General features: G+C 68.5%; 14 protein-coding genes. 8 read left to right on the top strand and 6 right to left on the bottom strand.

Features of this window, described 5'->3' with window-relative positions; genetic code table 11:
• The first annotated feature begins 78 nt into the window (after nucleotides 1–78).
• Nucleotides 79–1,986: a DUF3857 domain-containing protein gene (locus I4Q42_RS17575; protein ID WP_198577392.1), complete on the top strand. Its 1,908-nt coding sequence runs from the start codon at nucleotides 79–81 to the stop codon at nucleotides 1,984–1,986.
• A 34-nt stretch (nucleotides 1,987–2,020) separates the two neighbouring features.
• Here the strand turns inward: I4Q42_RS17575 and I4Q42_RS17570 are convergent, their stop codons facing one another.
• Nucleotides 2,021–2,248, bottom strand: coding sequence for a hypothetical protein (locus tag I4Q42_RS17570; RefSeq protein WP_198577391.1), 228 nt, complete (start codon nucleotides 2,246–2,248; stop codon nucleotides 2,021–2,023).
• Nucleotides 2,249–2,309: 61 nt separating this feature from the next.
• On the bottom strand, nucleotides 2,310–2,603 hold the full coding sequence (locus I4Q42_RS17565) for a hypothetical protein (protein ID WP_198577390.1): 294 nt from the start codon (nucleotides 2,601–2,603) through the stop codon (nucleotides 2,310–2,312).
• Nucleotides 2,604–2,721: 118 nt separating this feature from the next.
• Here I4Q42_RS17565 and I4Q42_RS17560 point away from each other — a divergent pair, with 118 nt between their 5' ends.
• The 7 genes from I4Q42_RS17560 to I4Q42_RS17530 all read left to right on the top strand — a co-directional run bounded on the left by I4Q42_RS17560 (nucleotide 2,722) and on the right by I4Q42_RS17530 (nucleotide 12,914).
• The gene (locus I4Q42_RS17560) at nucleotides 2,722–3,942 is read left to right on the top strand and encodes a putative DNA modification/repair radical SAM protein (protein WP_198577389.1); all 1,221 of its coding nucleotides are present in this window, start codon (nucleotides 2,722–2,724) and stop codon (nucleotides 3,940–3,942) included.
• Nucleotides 3,942–5,375, top strand: a complete 1,434-nt coding sequence (locus I4Q42_RS17555; protein ID WP_198577388.1) for a UdgX family uracil-DNA binding protein — start codon at nucleotides 3,942–3,944, stop codon at nucleotides 5,373–5,375. Before I4Q42_RS17560 ends, I4Q42_RS17555 begins: the two co-directional genes overlap by 1 nt.
• A gap of 210 nt (nucleotides 5,376–5,585) precedes the next feature.
• Nucleotides 5,586–6,179 carry an RNA polymerase sigma factor gene (locus tag I4Q42_RS17550; RefSeq protein WP_198577387.1) on the top strand — a complete coding sequence of 198 codons (594 nt, stop codon included), beginning with the start codon at nucleotides 5,586–5,588 and terminating at the stop codon, nucleotides 6,177–6,179.
• Complete coding sequence (locus I4Q42_RS17545; RefSeq protein ID WP_332873104.1) at nucleotides 6,176–7,135, top strand: FecR family protein; 960 nt, start codon at nucleotides 6,176–6,178, stop codon at nucleotides 7,133–7,135. Before I4Q42_RS17550 ends, I4Q42_RS17545 begins: the two co-directional genes overlap by 4 nt.
• Before the next feature lie 298 nt (nucleotides 7,136–7,433).
• Nucleotides 7,434–10,712 (top strand): TonB-dependent receptor, encoded by a 3,279-nt coding sequence (locus I4Q42_RS17540; protein WP_198577385.1) that lies wholly within the window; start codon nucleotides 7,434–7,436, stop codon nucleotides 10,710–10,712.
• Between the two features lie 166 nt (nucleotides 10,713–10,878).
• Nucleotides 10,879–11,859: a sensor histidine kinase gene (locus I4Q42_RS17535; RefSeq protein ID WP_198577384.1), complete on the top strand. Its 981-nt coding sequence runs from the start codon at nucleotides 10,879–10,881 to the stop codon at nucleotides 11,857–11,859.
• Nucleotides 11,860–11,873: 14 nt separating this feature from the next.
• On the top strand, nucleotides 11,874–12,914 hold the full coding sequence (locus tag I4Q42_RS17530) for a P1 family peptidase (RefSeq protein WP_198577383.1): 1,041 nt from the start codon (nucleotides 11,874–11,876) through the stop codon (nucleotides 12,912–12,914).
• Here the strand turns inward: I4Q42_RS17530 and I4Q42_RS17525 are convergent.
• From I4Q42_RS17525 to I4Q42_RS17510, 4 genes are all read right to left on the bottom strand, one after another.
• Nucleotides 12,860–13,393, bottom strand: a complete 534-nt coding sequence (locus tag I4Q42_RS17525) for a MarR family winged helix-turn-helix transcriptional regulator (RefSeq protein ID WP_198577382.1) — start codon at nucleotides 13,391–13,393, stop codon at nucleotides 12,860–12,862. The genes I4Q42_RS17530 and I4Q42_RS17525 overlap by 55 nt on opposite strands.
• Before the next feature lie 213 nt (nucleotides 13,394–13,606).
• A complete protein-coding gene (locus I4Q42_RS17520; protein WP_198577381.1) occupies nucleotides 13,607–14,494 on the bottom strand; it encodes a hypothetical protein in 888 nt (295 codons plus the stop codon).
• An 81-nt stretch (nucleotides 14,495–14,575) separates the two neighbouring features.
• Nucleotides 14,576–14,815 (bottom strand): hypothetical protein, encoded by a 240-nt coding sequence (locus tag I4Q42_RS17515; protein ID WP_198577453.1) that lies wholly within the window; start codon nucleotides 14,813–14,815, stop codon nucleotides 14,576–14,578.
• Between the two features lie 30 nt (nucleotides 14,816–14,845).
• Nucleotides 14,846–15,097 (bottom strand): DUF3297 family protein, encoded by a 252-nt coding sequence (locus I4Q42_RS17510; protein WP_198577380.1) that lies wholly within the window; start codon nucleotides 15,095–15,097, stop codon nucleotides 14,846–14,848.
• Nucleotides 15,098–15,142: the final 45 nt, after the last annotated feature.

Below are 15,142 nucleotides of genomic sequence, written 5' to 3'. Positions count from 1 at the left end.
CGCCGCCACGTCGGCCTTCGCACAGCCACAAGAGGTCCGGCGGGCCCTGCCCCTGCCTGGGCGGTCGCATCCTCGCCCATGCCCGTGCCGGAGAACGCCACCGGGTCGGTGTTCTTCCGTCGCCAGGACGCGGAAGTTCATCTGAGCGCTCAAGGCGAGGCGCAGTATATCGGCTATCGCATCAAGATTCTCCAATCCAGCGCCCTGCAGCTTGGCAATATCTCAATTGCCTGGGATCCGTCGGCCGGCACTCCGATTGTCCATGGCATCAAGGTCTTTCGAGACGAGCAAGTCACCGACGTTCTGAAGGGCGCCACCTTCGAAATCCTGCGCCGCGAGGACCAACTCGAACAGGCCAAGCTGGACGGAAGGCTGACGGCGGTCCTCCGCGTTCCTGACCTTCGGGTTGGCGACGAACTCGAGGTCGAACTGACGACGTTCCAGCACAGCCCGGCCCTAGGGACCAACGAATCCGGCCTGCTCCTGCTTGGACCCAGCCCGTCGCCCGGACGATATCGCCTCGGATTGAGCTGGGACGAAGGGCACAAGCCCGACTTGAAGATGACCGCGGACATGACCGCGGCCATGCAAAGCACCGAGCGGGCGATCCATTTCCAGTTCGATAATCCTCGGGTGCAGACCGCGCCGAATGATGCGCCGCTCCGCTACCAGTGGCAGCGCGCCGTAGAATACAGCGATTTCCACGACTGGCCGGCTCTCTCCCGCCATTTTGCGCCGCTGTATGCGAAAGCATCGACCCTCGAACCCGAATCCTCTCTCAAGCTCGAAGCCGCCCGTCTTCGCTCCGCCAATACGAGCCAGCTTGATCGCGCCAGTGCGGCGCTGAAATTGGTTCAGCAGAACGTGCGGTACGTCTATGTGGGCCTCAACGGCGGCAATCTGGTTCCCGCCTCCGCCGATGAAACTTGGCGGCGCCGCTATGGCGACTGCAAGGGGAAGACCACGCTCCTGCTGGCGCTTTTGCGCGAGCTGGGCATCGACGCCGAAGCTGTTCTCGTGAACTCCGCCGGGGTCGACGACGGCTTCGATCAGCGCCTGCCCATCCCCCAGTTGTTCGACCACGTGCTGGTGCGTGCGCGTATCGACGGCAAGGCCTACTGGCTGGACGGCACCCTGCCGCCGGTGGCTTCGCCCAGCTCGGAACCCGTCTTCCCGGTCAGATGGGTCCTGCCCGTGACCGCGCAGGGCGGCGACCTGGAGCGAATGGAATGGCGTCCGGCCGCGGCGCCCGATGAGATCAGTCTGTTCGAGATCGATGCACGCGCGGGTTTCGACAAGCCGGCGCGGATCGTCTCCACCGAAATCGTCCGCGGCGTGCCCGCCCTGGAACAGCAGGTGCAGTTTTCCGCGGTGAGCGAAGGACAGCTACTCGAGTTCTTCCGTCAGCGCGCCCTTGGCGGCACTTGGCAAACCATCGACGACGTCAAGTGGCGCTATGATCAAAAGGCGGGCGCCAGCATCCTGACGATCAGCGGCACGTCGGCCGTGGATTGGGAGGATGACGGCTCCGGCCAGAGGTCCCTGGCGCTTCCCGGAGGCGGGTTCAACCCTCCAGAGCGACGGGTTAGAATGGATCACAAGGACGTGCCGTTCTACACCAAGCCGGAATACGTCTGCCACGTCACCACGGTGCGACTGCCGAGCTCCACCCGGCCGGCCCAATGGTCTTCCGAGACGAGCTACGATACGCGCATCTTCGGTCGCAACTATCATCGGGCCTGGGAACTGCGTGAGGGCGCAATTCGCATGATCCGCGGATCACGCATCGAGCAGCCGGAGATCGATTCCGCCACCGCTCAACGCGACAACGACAGGATCCCCGCGTTCGACAACAGCATGGGCTGGATCTACTACCGCCCCTCGGCGAGCAAGAACGTTGTCGGTAGTGGAGCGAGGGTCCCAGCGCCCTACGACTTCGACTGGACCGCCAGCGACGTGCCCTGTGTGTCTCCTCCGAAGACCTGAGTCGCCGAGGCTGTACAATCATCATAGTTCACGGCTAGGAGAGCGGCGGTTCGTCGTTCTCCGGCGATCTTTTCACGGGTTCGGCTGCTTCGATGGCATGCTTGGCCGGTTGGTCGAGCATGCCGCCAAACCCGAGCAGGACCGAGGCGAGCATCAAGCCGCCCTTTGTCTTGGAGCCGAACCGTCTGGCGACCCAGGCGATCAATGGCGCCAGCACCAGCAGCGTGATGAAGGCGACGAGGTATTGGATCCAGACGGCCATGACTCTTAGGTAGGGCGTCGTTCGGCGACGTCAAATGGCGCCGCGGGCCGCTGCCCGCCCCCTACCCGCCCCGTCCCAATCTCCGACGATTGGCCCGCACCTTCGCCCGGTAGTGCTTCACCACCGCCGCCGTCGCGGCTTCCGGGGCCTGGGGCAGGCCGCCGGTCCAGAACTTCAGGCCGATGTCGGCGGCGGCGGCCATCTTCTCGGTGGTCATCCGCACAGCCTCGGTCTGGGCCTTGGCCCCGCCGCCGGCCAGGACCATGGTCCGCAGGCCGATGACGGCCGAGGCCTCCATCCCCAGCGCCCAGGCGTCGAGCATCGTCGAGGACCAGTCGTCTTTGCGGCGCGCCATGAAAGGCTCCTTTTGCTGAAAGGGGATCGCGTGGCGAAGGCGGTTGTTCCGTCTCCTCGCACAGGACGCGCGACATCACGCCGCTGGACGGAACATATGGAGAACGATACGGTAAGCGATGGCCGTTCTCGATCTTCGCCGCAAGCTTTCCATCCTCGCCGACGCCGCCAAGTACGACGCCTCCTGCGCCTCATCGGGGGGCGAGAAACGCGACTCCGTCGGCGGCAAGGGCGTCGGCTCCACCGAAGGCATGGGCATCTGCCACGCCTATGCGCCCGACGGGCGCTGCATCAGCCTGCTGAAGATCCTGCTGACCAACTTCTGCATCTACGATTGCGCCTACTGCATCAATCGGGTGTCGTCGAACACGCCCCGGGCGCGGTTCACGGTCAAGGAAGTCGTCGACCTGACCCTGAACTTCTACAAGCGCAACTATATCGAGGGGCTGTTCCTGTCGTCGGGCGTGATCCGCAACGGCGACTACACGATGGAAGAGATGGTCCGCATCGCCAAGTCGCTGCGGCTCGACCACGACTTTCGCGGCTACATCCACCTCAAGCTCATTCCCGAGGCCTCGCCGGAGCTGGCGGCGCAGGCGGGGCTCTATGCCGACCGGGTGTCGATCAATATAGAACTGCCGCAAGACGACAGCCTCAAGGCCCTGGCCCCCGAGAAGGACGTCGGCGACATCAAGCGGGCCATGGGCCGCATGCGCCTGGCTATCGAGGACAAGGCCGAGCCGGCCCGCAAGGCGCCGCGCCGAACCTTCGCCCGCAGCCAGTCGACCCAGCTGATCGTCGGCGCCGATGCGGCCAAGGACGGCGACATCCTGGCCCGCAGCGCCTCGCTTTACGGCGCCTATCGCCTCAGCCGCGTCTACTATTCGGCCTTCAGCCCGATCCCGGATTCCAGCCACCGCCTGCCGTCCAGCCGCCCGCCCCTGCTGCGCGAGCATCGTCTATACCAGGCCGACTGGCTGATGCGGTTCTACGGCTTCGAGCAGCCGGAGATCATCGGCGCGGGCGAGGACCTGGATCTTTCCGTCGATCCCAAGACCGGATGGGCTTTGCGCCATCGCGACAAGTTTCCCATCGACATCAACCTCGCCGACCGCGAAACCCTGCTGCGCGTTCCGGGCCTGGGCGCCAAGGCCGTCGACCGCATCCTGCTGGCCCGGCGGCAGACGCGGCTGACGCTGGACGACCTCAAGCGCGTCGGGGCCGTGGTCAAGCGGGCCAAGGCCTTCGTCGTCGCCGAGGGCTGGACGCCGGGCATGGCCACCGACGGCGAACACCTGAAGGCCCGCCTGGTCGAGCCGGCGCAGCTGAGCCTGTTCTGATGCGGGTGGTGCGGCTGGCGTCCGAGATCGACTTCGACGGCTGGCGGATCGCGGCGCGCCGGCTACGGGCCAAAGGCGTCACGCCCGAGACCGTGATCTGGAAGGTCGAGCGCGACCTGTTCGAAGCCCCGGCGCCCGCCACGCCTTCCGCCCCGGCCGGCGCCTTCACCGTGCCGCCGGCCTTCGTCGACCTGGCGCGGTCGGTGATCCTGCATCGCGCGCCCGACCGGCTGCCCCTGCTCTACCGCCTGCTGTGGCGGCTGGAGCGCGAGCCGAGGCTGATCGACAACCCGGCCGATCCCGACGTCGCCAAGGCCCGCGACATGCAGAAGGCGGTGTCCCGGGCGATCCACAAGATGCACGCCTTCGTCCGCTTCCGGCTTGTGGAGACCGATCCGGAGACCTACGCCGCCTGGTTCGAGCCGGCCCATCGCGTGACCGAAGCCGCCGCCCCGTTCTTCGCCCGCCGCTTCACCACCATGACCTGGACGATCCTGACACCCGACGCCTGCGTGGCGTGGGACGGCGAAACCTTGAAGGTGTCGGACGGCGCCGATCCGGCCGAGGCGCCGTCCGAAGACGCCCAGGAGGAGCTCTGGCGCACCTATTACGCCTCGATCTTCAACCCGGCGCGGCTGAACGAGAAGATGATGCGCCAGGAGATGCCCAAGCGCTATTGGCGCAACCTCCCCGAGGCGCGGCTCATTCCGCAGCTGATCGAAACCGCCCAGGCGCGCGCCGCCGCCATGGTCGCCGCCACGCCCTCCCCCGCTCCGGACCGCGTGCTGAAGGCCGCGATGCGCCAGGCCCGCGACGGGTCGTACAACAGCGACGTGCCGACCAGCCTCGAGGCCGTCGCCGCCGGGGTGCAGCTGTGCCGGCGCTGCGACCTGTGGCGCGACGCCACCCAGGGCGTGCCGGGCCAGGGCGCCGCCAACGCTCGGCTGATGTTCGTCGGCGAGCAGCCCGGCGACCAGGAGGACCTGGCTGGCCTGCCCTTCATCGGCCCCGCCGGCCAGGTGTTCGACGAGGCCCTCAGCGAGGCCGGCGTGCCGCGCGACCGAACTTACGTCACCAACGCCGTGAAGCACTTCAAGCACGAGCCGCGCGGCAAGCGGCGGATCCACAAGACGCCGGGCGGCGGCGAGGTGCAGGCCTGTCGCTGGTGGCTGGACCATGAGCGTCGGCTGGTGCGGCCCCGCGTCATCGTCGCGCTCGGGGCCACAGCGGCCAATGCGGTGATGGGCAAGGCCACGCCGATCGGCGTCAATCGCGGCAAGGCTCTGCAGCTGCCCGACCAGACGCGGGCGGTGCTGACTTACCACCCGTCCTTCCTGCTGCGCCTGCCCGATCCGGACGCTCGAGCACGGGCCCGCGCCGAGTTCATCGAAGATCTGCGCCTTGCGGGCGAGCTGGCCGGACTGCTCGACTGAAGGCGGCGCTGGCGCTCGCCTGACGGACAGGCCGCGCAAGAAATCTGCTGAATCTTTCGGCGTCGCCTTCCGCTACGCAAGTCCTTGCCCCGCCTCGCAATGTTACCAACGGAAACGTGGCGCATAAGCCCTCCCCGCCGCCGGGGCGCGTGTTCGCCTCTTGCCACGACGGCGTCGCCGGGGTTGGTTCCCGGCCGGGGAACGAGGGCGATGACACCAGAAGACGAACAGCGCCGAGCCTGGTTCCGACGGGAAATCCTGCCCCTGGAACCGCGGCTCCTGGCCTATGCCCGCAAGTTCTGCCGCGACGGCGAGAGCGATCCGGAAGACCTGGTCCACGACGCCTTCGCCCGGGTGATCGCCTGCAAGACCTGGCGCGAGATCGCCAATCCGGCCGCCTTCGCCTCCCGCACCGTGCGCAACATCGCCTTCGATACCTTGCGTCGTCGCAAGGTCCTGACCATCACCGCCGTCGCCGATTTCGAGCAGGTCGGCGGCATGGACGAGACCCCTGGTCCCGAGGCCACGCTGGTCGCCCGCGACGAGCTGCGCCAGCTGCGCGAGGCGATCACCGAGCTGCCGACGCAATGTCGGCGGGTGTTCACCCTCAGGAAAGTCTATAGCCTGTCGCCGGGCGAGATAGCGGTTCGCATGGGCCTGTCCGTCTCGACTGTCGAGAAGCACCTGATCAAGGGGCTTCGCTACTGTTCCGAAAGACTGGGCCGCCCGGGCGCGATCCAGTCCGTGCGTATCGACGAAGGGCGTTCATGGGTCGGGAAGCGGGATCGCGACGCGAAGCAGTGAGAGCGGCCGCCGCCCATTGGGTGGTGCGGCTGTCCGATCCTGCCTGCGCGCCCGGCGAACGGGCCGCCTTCGAGGCCTGGCGCGCCGAAAGCTTCGAAAACGAAGCCGCCTTCGAGCGCGAGCACGCCGCCTGGGAGCGGACCGACCGCCTGCGCGTCTTCAAGCCGGCCCTCTCGAAGCCCGACGCCGACCTGTTCGCGCCGGAAGAGCCCCGCCGCACCTTCGACCGCCGCTCGCCCTGGACGATGATGGCCGCTGCGGCCGCGATCATCGGCGTCATCGGCACGGGCGTGCTCAGCGCCACCGCCTCGACCGCCTATGCCACCGACATCGGCGAGCGCCGTGTCGTGGTGCTGGCCGACAACAGCCGCATCGAGCTCAACACCGACAGCAAGGTCGTGGTCCGTTACCGGAACGGCGTGCGCGAGGTGAAGCTGGTCAAGGGCGAGGCCCTGTTCGAGGCCGCCCCCGACGCCCGCCCCTTCGTGGTCAAGGCCCGCGACGCCCGCATCGAGACCGGCTCCGGCGAGCTGTCGGTCCGCCTGGGCGCCGAGAACGCCGCCGTCACCGTGCGGCGCGGCGCGGCCCAGATCGAGCCCGACGGCCAGGGTCCGGCCAAGGAAGTGCGGATCGCCGCCGGCACGGCCATGGTCTACGGCCCGCACGGCGGCCACGCCCAGCCGCTGTCGGACGCCGAGATCGACCGCGCCCTGGCCTGGCGCCAGGGGGCCATCGCCCTGAACGGCCAGTCGCTGAGCCAGGCCGTAGCCGAGTTCAACCGCTACAACCGCCAGAAGGTCCGCATCGCCGACCCGTCCATTGCCGACCTACGCCTGGCCGGTTACTTCCAGAGCACCGAACCCCAGGCCTTCGTCGCCGCCGTCACCAGCGCCTTCCCGGTGCGGGCCAGCGCGGGCGAGGACGGGGTGATCCGGCTGGCGCGGAAAGTCGGATAATCCCTCTCCCCTTGCGGGAGAGGGTGGCCTCGCGAAGCGAGGTCGGGTGAGGGGTCGCACGGAACGTCAGCTTCCCAAGCTGACTGTCGGGTGCGACGGCCTCGTTCTGAGAGACCCCTCATCCGACGGCTTCGCCGCCACCTTCTCCCGCAAGGGGAGAAGGACCAGGCTTCCCCGTAACATCTCCGCCACAAAATTTCACCGGGCAGTGGAGGTTTCCCCACCCTCCCCCGTCGAAGGCGGTAAGAACGTCGCGTCGAGGGGGCGCGGCGGACAAAGGGGTCTCACGAACTTGTCCATGCGTAAGAACCAGAGCCGGCGGACCGTCCGCGGCTTGCTGCTGGCCTCGGCCGCTGTCCTGACCATCGCCGGCCCGGTGGCCGCGCAAGGGTCGCGCCACACCTTCAACATCCCGTCGCAGGACGCCGTCTCGGCGCTGCAGACCTACGCCAAGCAGACCGGCAAGCAGGTGCTGTTCCCGTACGAGGCCGCCACCGGCCGCAAGACCCCGGCGGTGACCGGCGAGCTGTCGGACGCCGAGGCGCTGACGCGCCTGGCGCAGGCCGCCGGCCTGGTCGTCGCGTCGGACGACGGCAAGACCATCACCCTGCGCGCGGCCGAGGCTCCCCGCCCCCAGTCGGACGCCGCGGCGACTAGCGCGGCTCCCGAAGAAGTCGCCGAAGTCGAAGCCATCGTCGTTGTCGGCAGCCAGATCGAAGGCGCCAAGACCACCGAAGCCCTGCCCGTCACCGTCCTCAGCGAAAGCGACATCGTCGCCACCGGCGCCGTCTCGGGCGACGAGCTGTTCCGCTCGATCCCGCAGGCCGGCGACGTGCAGTTCCAGGAAGCCCGCACCACCGGCAACCTCAACGACGCCCGCGGCGACGTCTCGTCGATCAACCTGCGCAACCTGGGCACCGGCAACACGCTGATGCTGCTGAACGGTCGCCGCCTGGTCCTGCACCCGGGCACCCAGACCGAGAATTTCGTTCCGGTGCAGACGGCCAACACCAACGCCCTGCCCGTCTCGGGCGTCAAGCGGGTGGAAGTGCTGCGCGACGGCGCGGCGGCCATCTACGGCACCGACGCCGTGGCCGGCGTGGTCAACACCGTGCTCGACACCAAATTCCAGGGCCTGAAGATCGAAAGCCAGGTCGGCGGCTCGGAAGGCACCGGCTATCGCGAGGGCTCGGTCAACATCAAGGCCGGCACGCGCCTGGACGACGGCACGCGCCTGACCTTCTTCGGCAACTACACCGCCCACAGCCGGATGATGGCCACCGAGCGCGACTACGCCGCCAGCGAGGATCACCGCAGCCAGATCGAGGACGAGCTGTTCGCCGGCTCGACCAGCTTCGACAACCGCTCGACCTCCAGCCCCTGGGGTTCGTTCACCCTGATCCCGTCCTCGACGGTGGCCCGCCAGAACGGCACGGCCCTGACCTCGTCGGGCGTGTTCCACATCGAGCCGGCAGCCAACACCGCCGCCGGCTGCAGCAGCGCCACGCTCAGCGGCGACATCTGCATCAAGTCAGGCACCATCACCGGCACCAACGACCGCGTGCTGCGCTACGACGAGAACGCCCAGCGCACCCTGAAGGGCGGCCTGGAACGCACCAACCTGTTCTCGACCGCCGAGAAGGATCTCGACAACGGCCTGACCCTGTTTGGCGAGGCGGGCTACTACCACGCCCTGTTCACCGGCCAGCGCGAGCAGTCGGCGCCGCTGTCGTCAGCCCCGATCAGCATCGCCGCCAACGCCTATTGGAACCCCTTCGGCCCCACCCTGCTGGCCGACGGCAGCGCCAACCCCAACCGCCTGTCGGGCCTGACCGGCGTGTCGACCTCGGGCGTGGCGATGAACATCACCACCTATCGTCCGGTCGATGCGGGTCCGCGCACCTACACCGTCACCGACAACAACTTCCGCCTGCTCGGCGGCGTGAAGGGCAAGTGGAACGGCTGGAAGTGGGAATCGGCGCTGCTGTATTCCGAGGCCAACACCAAGGACACCACCCACAACGCCATCAGCAACTCGCTCTTCCAGGCGGCCATCAACCGCACGGACTCCAGCGCCTACAACCCGTTCAACGGCGGCTCGCTGACCAACTATTCGGGTGACGACGCCACGCCCAACAGCCAGCCGACGATCAACTCGTTCCTGATCAACGTCTATCGGATCAGCAAGACCTCGCTGACCCTGGCCGACTTCAAGGTCAACAAGGCCGACCTGTTCAGCCTGCCCGGCGGCGACGTCGGCGTGGCCCTGGGCGCCGAATGGCGTCGCGAGACCTTCAGCGACGACCGCGACAACCGCCTGGACGGCACGACGACCTACACCAACTCGGTGACCGGCGTGACCTACGGCAGCGACGTCATGGGCGCCTCGGCCGCGCCGGACGTTTCGGCCCACCGCCAGATCTCGTCGCTGTTCGGCGAACTGGCCGTGCCGATCATCTCGTCGGACATGAACATCCCGTTCGTCGAGGAAGTGACCCTGCAGCTCGCCGCCCGCGACGAGTACTATTCCGACTTCGGCAACGTGCTGAAGCCCAAGGGCGCCCTGCTGTGGAAGGTCGGCCAAGGCCTGTCGTTCCGCACCTCGGTGTCGCAGAGCTTCCGCGCGCCGAACCTGCCGCAGTTCTACAGCGAAGGCGCGACCGTCTCGAACAGCCGCACCGACTACGCCGCCTGCCGGATCAACAACGTCACCTGCTCCAGCGCCAGCACGCTGGAAGTGCGAATCGGCAACAAGGACCTGAAGCCGGAAGAAGCCGACAACGCCTCGATCGGCTTCGTCTACCAGCCGCGCTTCATCCCGCTCGAGTTCGGCAAGGTCACCCTGACCACCGACTTCTGGTCGATCCGGGAAAAGAACGTCATCGGCATCCTGGGCGGCTACAACCAGATCGCCTACGACTACCTGCTGCGCCTGCAAGGCAGCTCGAACCCCAACGTGGTGCGTGAAGCCGCGACCGGCACGAACACGGTCGGCACGATCTCGTACATCAACGACACCTACCTGAACCTGCAGCCGCGGGTGCTGCAGGGCGTCGACTTCAGCCTCGACTACGACCTGGACGACACCCCCTGGGGCGACTTCGGCGTCACGGTCAACGTGGCCAAGCTGACCAAGTACGATCAGGCCGCCAGCCCGATCGAGCAGATCCTGATGAAGGCCGTCGCCGACGGCACGCTGTCGGGCCTGTCGATCTCCAGCGCCGGCAGCCAGATCCGCATGGACGGCAACCCCGAGTTCCGCGGCAGCGTCAGCATGACCTGGCGCAAGGACGGCTGGGGCGCGGGCGCCTTCGTCAACTACGTCGGTTCGGTCTACGACACCGGCGTGACCCAGGTGAGCGGCCGCTACTACGAGGTCGACGACTGGACCACGGTCAGCCTCTATGGCCAGTACGCCTTCAAGGAGGGCCGCATGGACGGCACGACCTTCCGCCTCGGCGTGCGCAACATCGCCGACAAGGACCCGCCGCTGAACTCGTCGAACTTCGGCTACTACGGCTCGCTGGCCAATTCGACCGGCCGCTACTGGTACCTGAACGCGAGCAAGCGCTTCTAAACCTCGCCGCGACCACTATTGAGGCCCGCCCGTCCAACGGGCGGGCCTTTCCGTATTCGGAACAGGCGAGATGGATTTGCCGTGACCCGAAACTGTTTTTCGGAAATACTTCCGCCTAAGGCGGCGTAGGGTGAGGCGCCCATAGAATCGGGGCTCCTGGAAGATCATGTCGCGAGCAAGCGCGCCCACAACCGCCATAGGTTACGGGCAGGCCATCGCCGCCGCGTCAGCCGCCTTCGCCCTGCGCTTCGGTCTCGACGCCTGGTTTCCGCCGGGCTTCCCCTATCTGACCTTCTTTCCCGCCATCGTGTTGACCGCCTATTTCGCGGGACGCGGCCCCGGGATCCTATGCGCCGTTCTGTCAGGCCTTTTGGCTTGGTGCTTCTTCATCCCGCCGTTCGGCGGCTTCGCCTTCGATTTCGCGACCCTGGTGGCGGTGGGCTTCTTCGTCTTCGTGGCGGGGGTCGACATCTTCTTCATCGACGGCATGCGCCAGGCCATGCGCAAGCTGGCCGTCGAGCGCGAGAGCCTGGCCGAGCTGGCCCGCAGCCGCGACCTGCTCTATCGCGAGATGCACCACCGGGCGAGCAACAACATCCAGATGGTCGGCGCCCTCCTGCGGCTGCAGTCGGCCGGCGTCGCCGACGAGGACGCCCGCCACGCCCTGACCGAGGCCGGCGTGCGCATCGAGACCATCGCCAAGATCCAGCGCCAGTTGCACGACCAGACCGGCGAGCCGACGCCCTTCCGCGTCTTCGCCGAGGCCCTGCTCAACGACGCCGGCCAGGCGGCCGGGGCCCGCCACGCGGTCCGTGTCGAAGGCGGCGAGGCGCCGCTGCATCCCGAACAGGCCACGCCCGTCACCCTGGTCATGCTGGAATGCTTCAACAACGCCCTCGAGCACGCCTTTGAGCCCGGCTCGGACGGGCGCATCGTCGTGGCCCTCGCCCAGGAGGGCGACAACCACGTGCTGACCATCCGCGACAACGGCGCCGGCCCGCCGGACGGCTTCGAGCCGGCGACCTCCAAGAGCCTGGGCCTGCGTATCGTCCACGCCATGGCCCGCCAGCTGGGCGGCGCCTTCAGCATGGCCCGGATCGACGGCTGGACCGTCTGCCGCCTGACCTACGCGCCGACGGCGGCCTAAGGCGAGCGCCTCGCATGCCCCGTCCCGGCCCGCGCAACCTGATCACCGACGTCGCCGGCCTGAGCGTCGGTCACGCCCAGGACGAAGCCGTGCGCTCGGGGGTCACCGCCCTGCTCTGCCCGCAGGCCTGGACGGCCGGGGTCGACGTGCGCGGCGGCGGCCCGGGCACGCGCGAGATCGACGTGCTGAGGCCCGAGAACACCTTCAGCAAGGCCCATGCGATCTGCCTGTCGGGCGGCTCGGTGTTCGGGCTGGGCGCGGCGGACGGCGTGGTCGCGGCCCTGTCGGCGGCCGGGCATGGCATCCGCCGGGCGCCGAACCTGCCAGCCATCCCGATCGTGCCGGGGGCCGTGCTGCACGACCTGGGCAACGGCGGCGACAAGGACTGGGGCCTGGACCCGCCCTATCGCTGGCTCGGGATCGAGGCCGCGGCCGCCGCGGGCGAGGACTTCGCCCTGGGCTCGGTCGGTGCGGGCGTCGGGGCCATGGCGGGGCTGGCCAAGGGCGGGATCGGCAGCGCCTCGCTCGATCTGGGCGAAGGCCTGGTGGTCGGGGCGCTGGCGGCGGTCAACCCGGTCGGCTCGGTGCGGATGGCTGACGGCGAGACCTTCTGGGCCTGGCCCTGGGAGATCGACGGCGAGTTCGGCGGCAGGCGGCCGGTGCCCGATGCGCCCCTCGAAGCCGAGCCCATCCCCGACGATTCCAAGCTGGCGGCGATCGGGCGGCTGACGCCGGGCGCCAACACCACCCTGGCCGTGGTCGCCGTCACGGCCGACCTGACGACCGCCGAGTGCACGCGGCTGGCGATGATGGCCCAGGACGGGCTGGCCCGCGCGATCCGGCCGGTGCACACGCCCTTCGACGGCGACGTGGTCTTCGCCCTGGCCTCGGCGGCTCAGTCGCTGGGCGAGGGTCCGGCGCGGGCGGTGGCCCTGGCTCGATTGGGCTCGGCGGCCGCCGACACCCTGGCGCGGGCCATCGCCCGCGGGGTCTTCGCGGCTCAGTCTTCCAGCAGCGGGGCGCTGGGCGCGTCCGGCGGCGCGTCGGCGCCGTAGAGCTGCACGGCGGCGGCTTCCAGGCGGCCCATCAGGCGCTTGAGGGTCGCAACCTCGCCCGGGGCCAGGCCGGCCAGCAGGGCGGCCTCGTAGGCCAGGGCCAGCGGACGAATCTCGGCGAACAGCCGACGGCCGGCGGCGGTCAGTTCCAGGGTGTGCGAGCGGCGGTCGGTGCGGTTGGTGACCCGGGCCAGCAGGCGGCGCTCGACCAGGTCCTGGGCGGCGCGGCTGACGCGGACCTTGTCCATGGCGGTGCGGGCCACGGCCTGGTGCTGGGTCAGCGGCCCCTCGATCAGGATCGACATCAGGCGCCACTGCGGAATCGACAGGCCGAAGCGGTCTTCGTAGGCGCGGGCGATCAGGCGGCTGACGGCGCTGGAGGCCGTCGCCAGGCGATACGGCACATAGTCCGAGAGCGACAGCTGCTCACTGGCGGTGTCCGGCGAACCCGGCGTCAGGGATGAGACCGTCGCGGCCATGCCTTTTCCTTTCCTCCTGCTCCGGCTCGCGGCCCGCGAAGACGGAGCCGTCTCTACGCCGAATCACGCACTGGCAACCCATCGCCAGCGCCGGTCGATGTGGCGCCGCGATGGAAATGCTCTCAATCGTCCGTCCGCGACACGGGTCGAAACCGGACATTTCGCACTTGCCGTGAGCATACGCACCTAATCGCGCCCAACCAAGCGGCGCCGTCAATGACCGTGGGCGTCGCCGTGATCGTGACCGTGCGCCCCGCCGCCCTTGGCCGGCGGCTCGGTGCGGGTCAGCTGTTTCTGACACCGTTCCAGAAGCCGCAGATTGTCGGGACTGTTCCAGACGTCGGCGAACTCGACCACGATCAGCCGCAGGCGGCGCATGTGCTCGTTCCACTCCAGCGGCGGCTCGGGCTTTTCCTCTTCGTGGTCTTCGGCCTTGTCGTGCTTGTCGTCATGGGCGTCGGCCGCGCCGCAGGTGCAGCGGCTCGGCGCGGGGGCCAAAGCCGGCGCGCAGGCCGCGTTGACGATCACCGTCTGCTTGCTGTGGATCTTCACCTGCGGCGAGGCCAGGGCCAGGCCGCCAACGGTGACCGGCACGCAGCAGATCACGCACTGGCAGGGCCCGGGGGCGCGGCAGGAGGTCTCGGCCGGCTTGTGAGCATGGCCATGCCCGTGGTCGTCCTTCGAGGCCTCGTGGCTGCAGGTGCAGACCTTGGGCTTGGCCTTGGGTTTCGGCTCGGGCTTGACCTCGGGCTTGGGAAACTCGCCCACGCAGGCCTTCTCCAGCGCCCTCAGGGCCTTGCCGCTGGCGCCGAAGGCGATCAGCGCCCCGACCCGGGCGTCGACCTCGGCCGCCAGTTCCTCGGCCCGGCGCAGCAGCTCGCCGGTCGGCGCGCTGGTGGCGGCCACGCAGCGGGCCAGGATGGCCTTGTGGATGGTCTTGGGCACGTCGCGCCAGTCGTCGTCGCGCTTGCGCCGGCCCAGGAAGCGGCCGGCGCAGAAGGCCAGGGCCGCCACCGCCAAGGCGATCAGGACGATGCCCGCCAGCAGGGTCGGGTCGAAGATCGGCACCGACGCCTCGACCGGAAACTCGGATTGATACACCCAGCCCTCCCGCGATCAGCACTCGACGAGCAGCGTTATGGTTAACGCAAGCCGACGACGGTTGCACGGCGAAGGTTGGGTTCAGCGGCGGGAAATCACGCCTCGGGCCCGGGCGCCCTGGTCATAACGGCTCGCGCCGCCATAGACGGCGACTTCACAGAGGATGTCGCCGCCTTCCTGGGCGGCCCAGAGGTAGTTTCGCTCGACCTCGACGTCGCGACCGGCCGGCGAAACGCCCTCGAAGGTGTCTCCCCAGGGAATCACCTTCGACAGGTCGCGCCAGGTCAGGGTCATGGCGCGCGACAGCTCGTCGTCGGCCATGGCCTGCAGGTCGGGATCGCTCATCGCGTCCTACTCGGACGGCGCTTCATCGCGGAAGTACGGCACGACCTCGCCTTGCAGCTTGATGGTCATGGCGTTGCCCTTGCGATCGACGGTCTTGCCGGCGGTCACCCGCACCCAGCCTTCGCTGACGCAGTATTCGTCGACATTGTTCTTCTCGACGCCCTTGAAGCGCACGCCCACGCCCCGCTCCATGGCGGCGGCGTCGTAGAAGGGGCTGTCGGGGTTGGCGGACAGGCGGTCGGGGGGCGTATCGCTCATCGGATCGGCTTTCGAAGTCTTGGAGGCGAGCCCGCGCCCGCCGAA

It is taken from the genome of Caulobacter hibisci, assembly GCF_016135805.1.
Lineage (GTDB): Bacteria > Pseudomonadota > Alphaproteobacteria > Caulobacterales > Caulobacteraceae > Caulobacter > Caulobacter hibisci.
The sequence above is the reverse complement of the archived record's forward strand: the minus strand, read 5'-3'. Positions and strand labels throughout refer to the sequence as shown.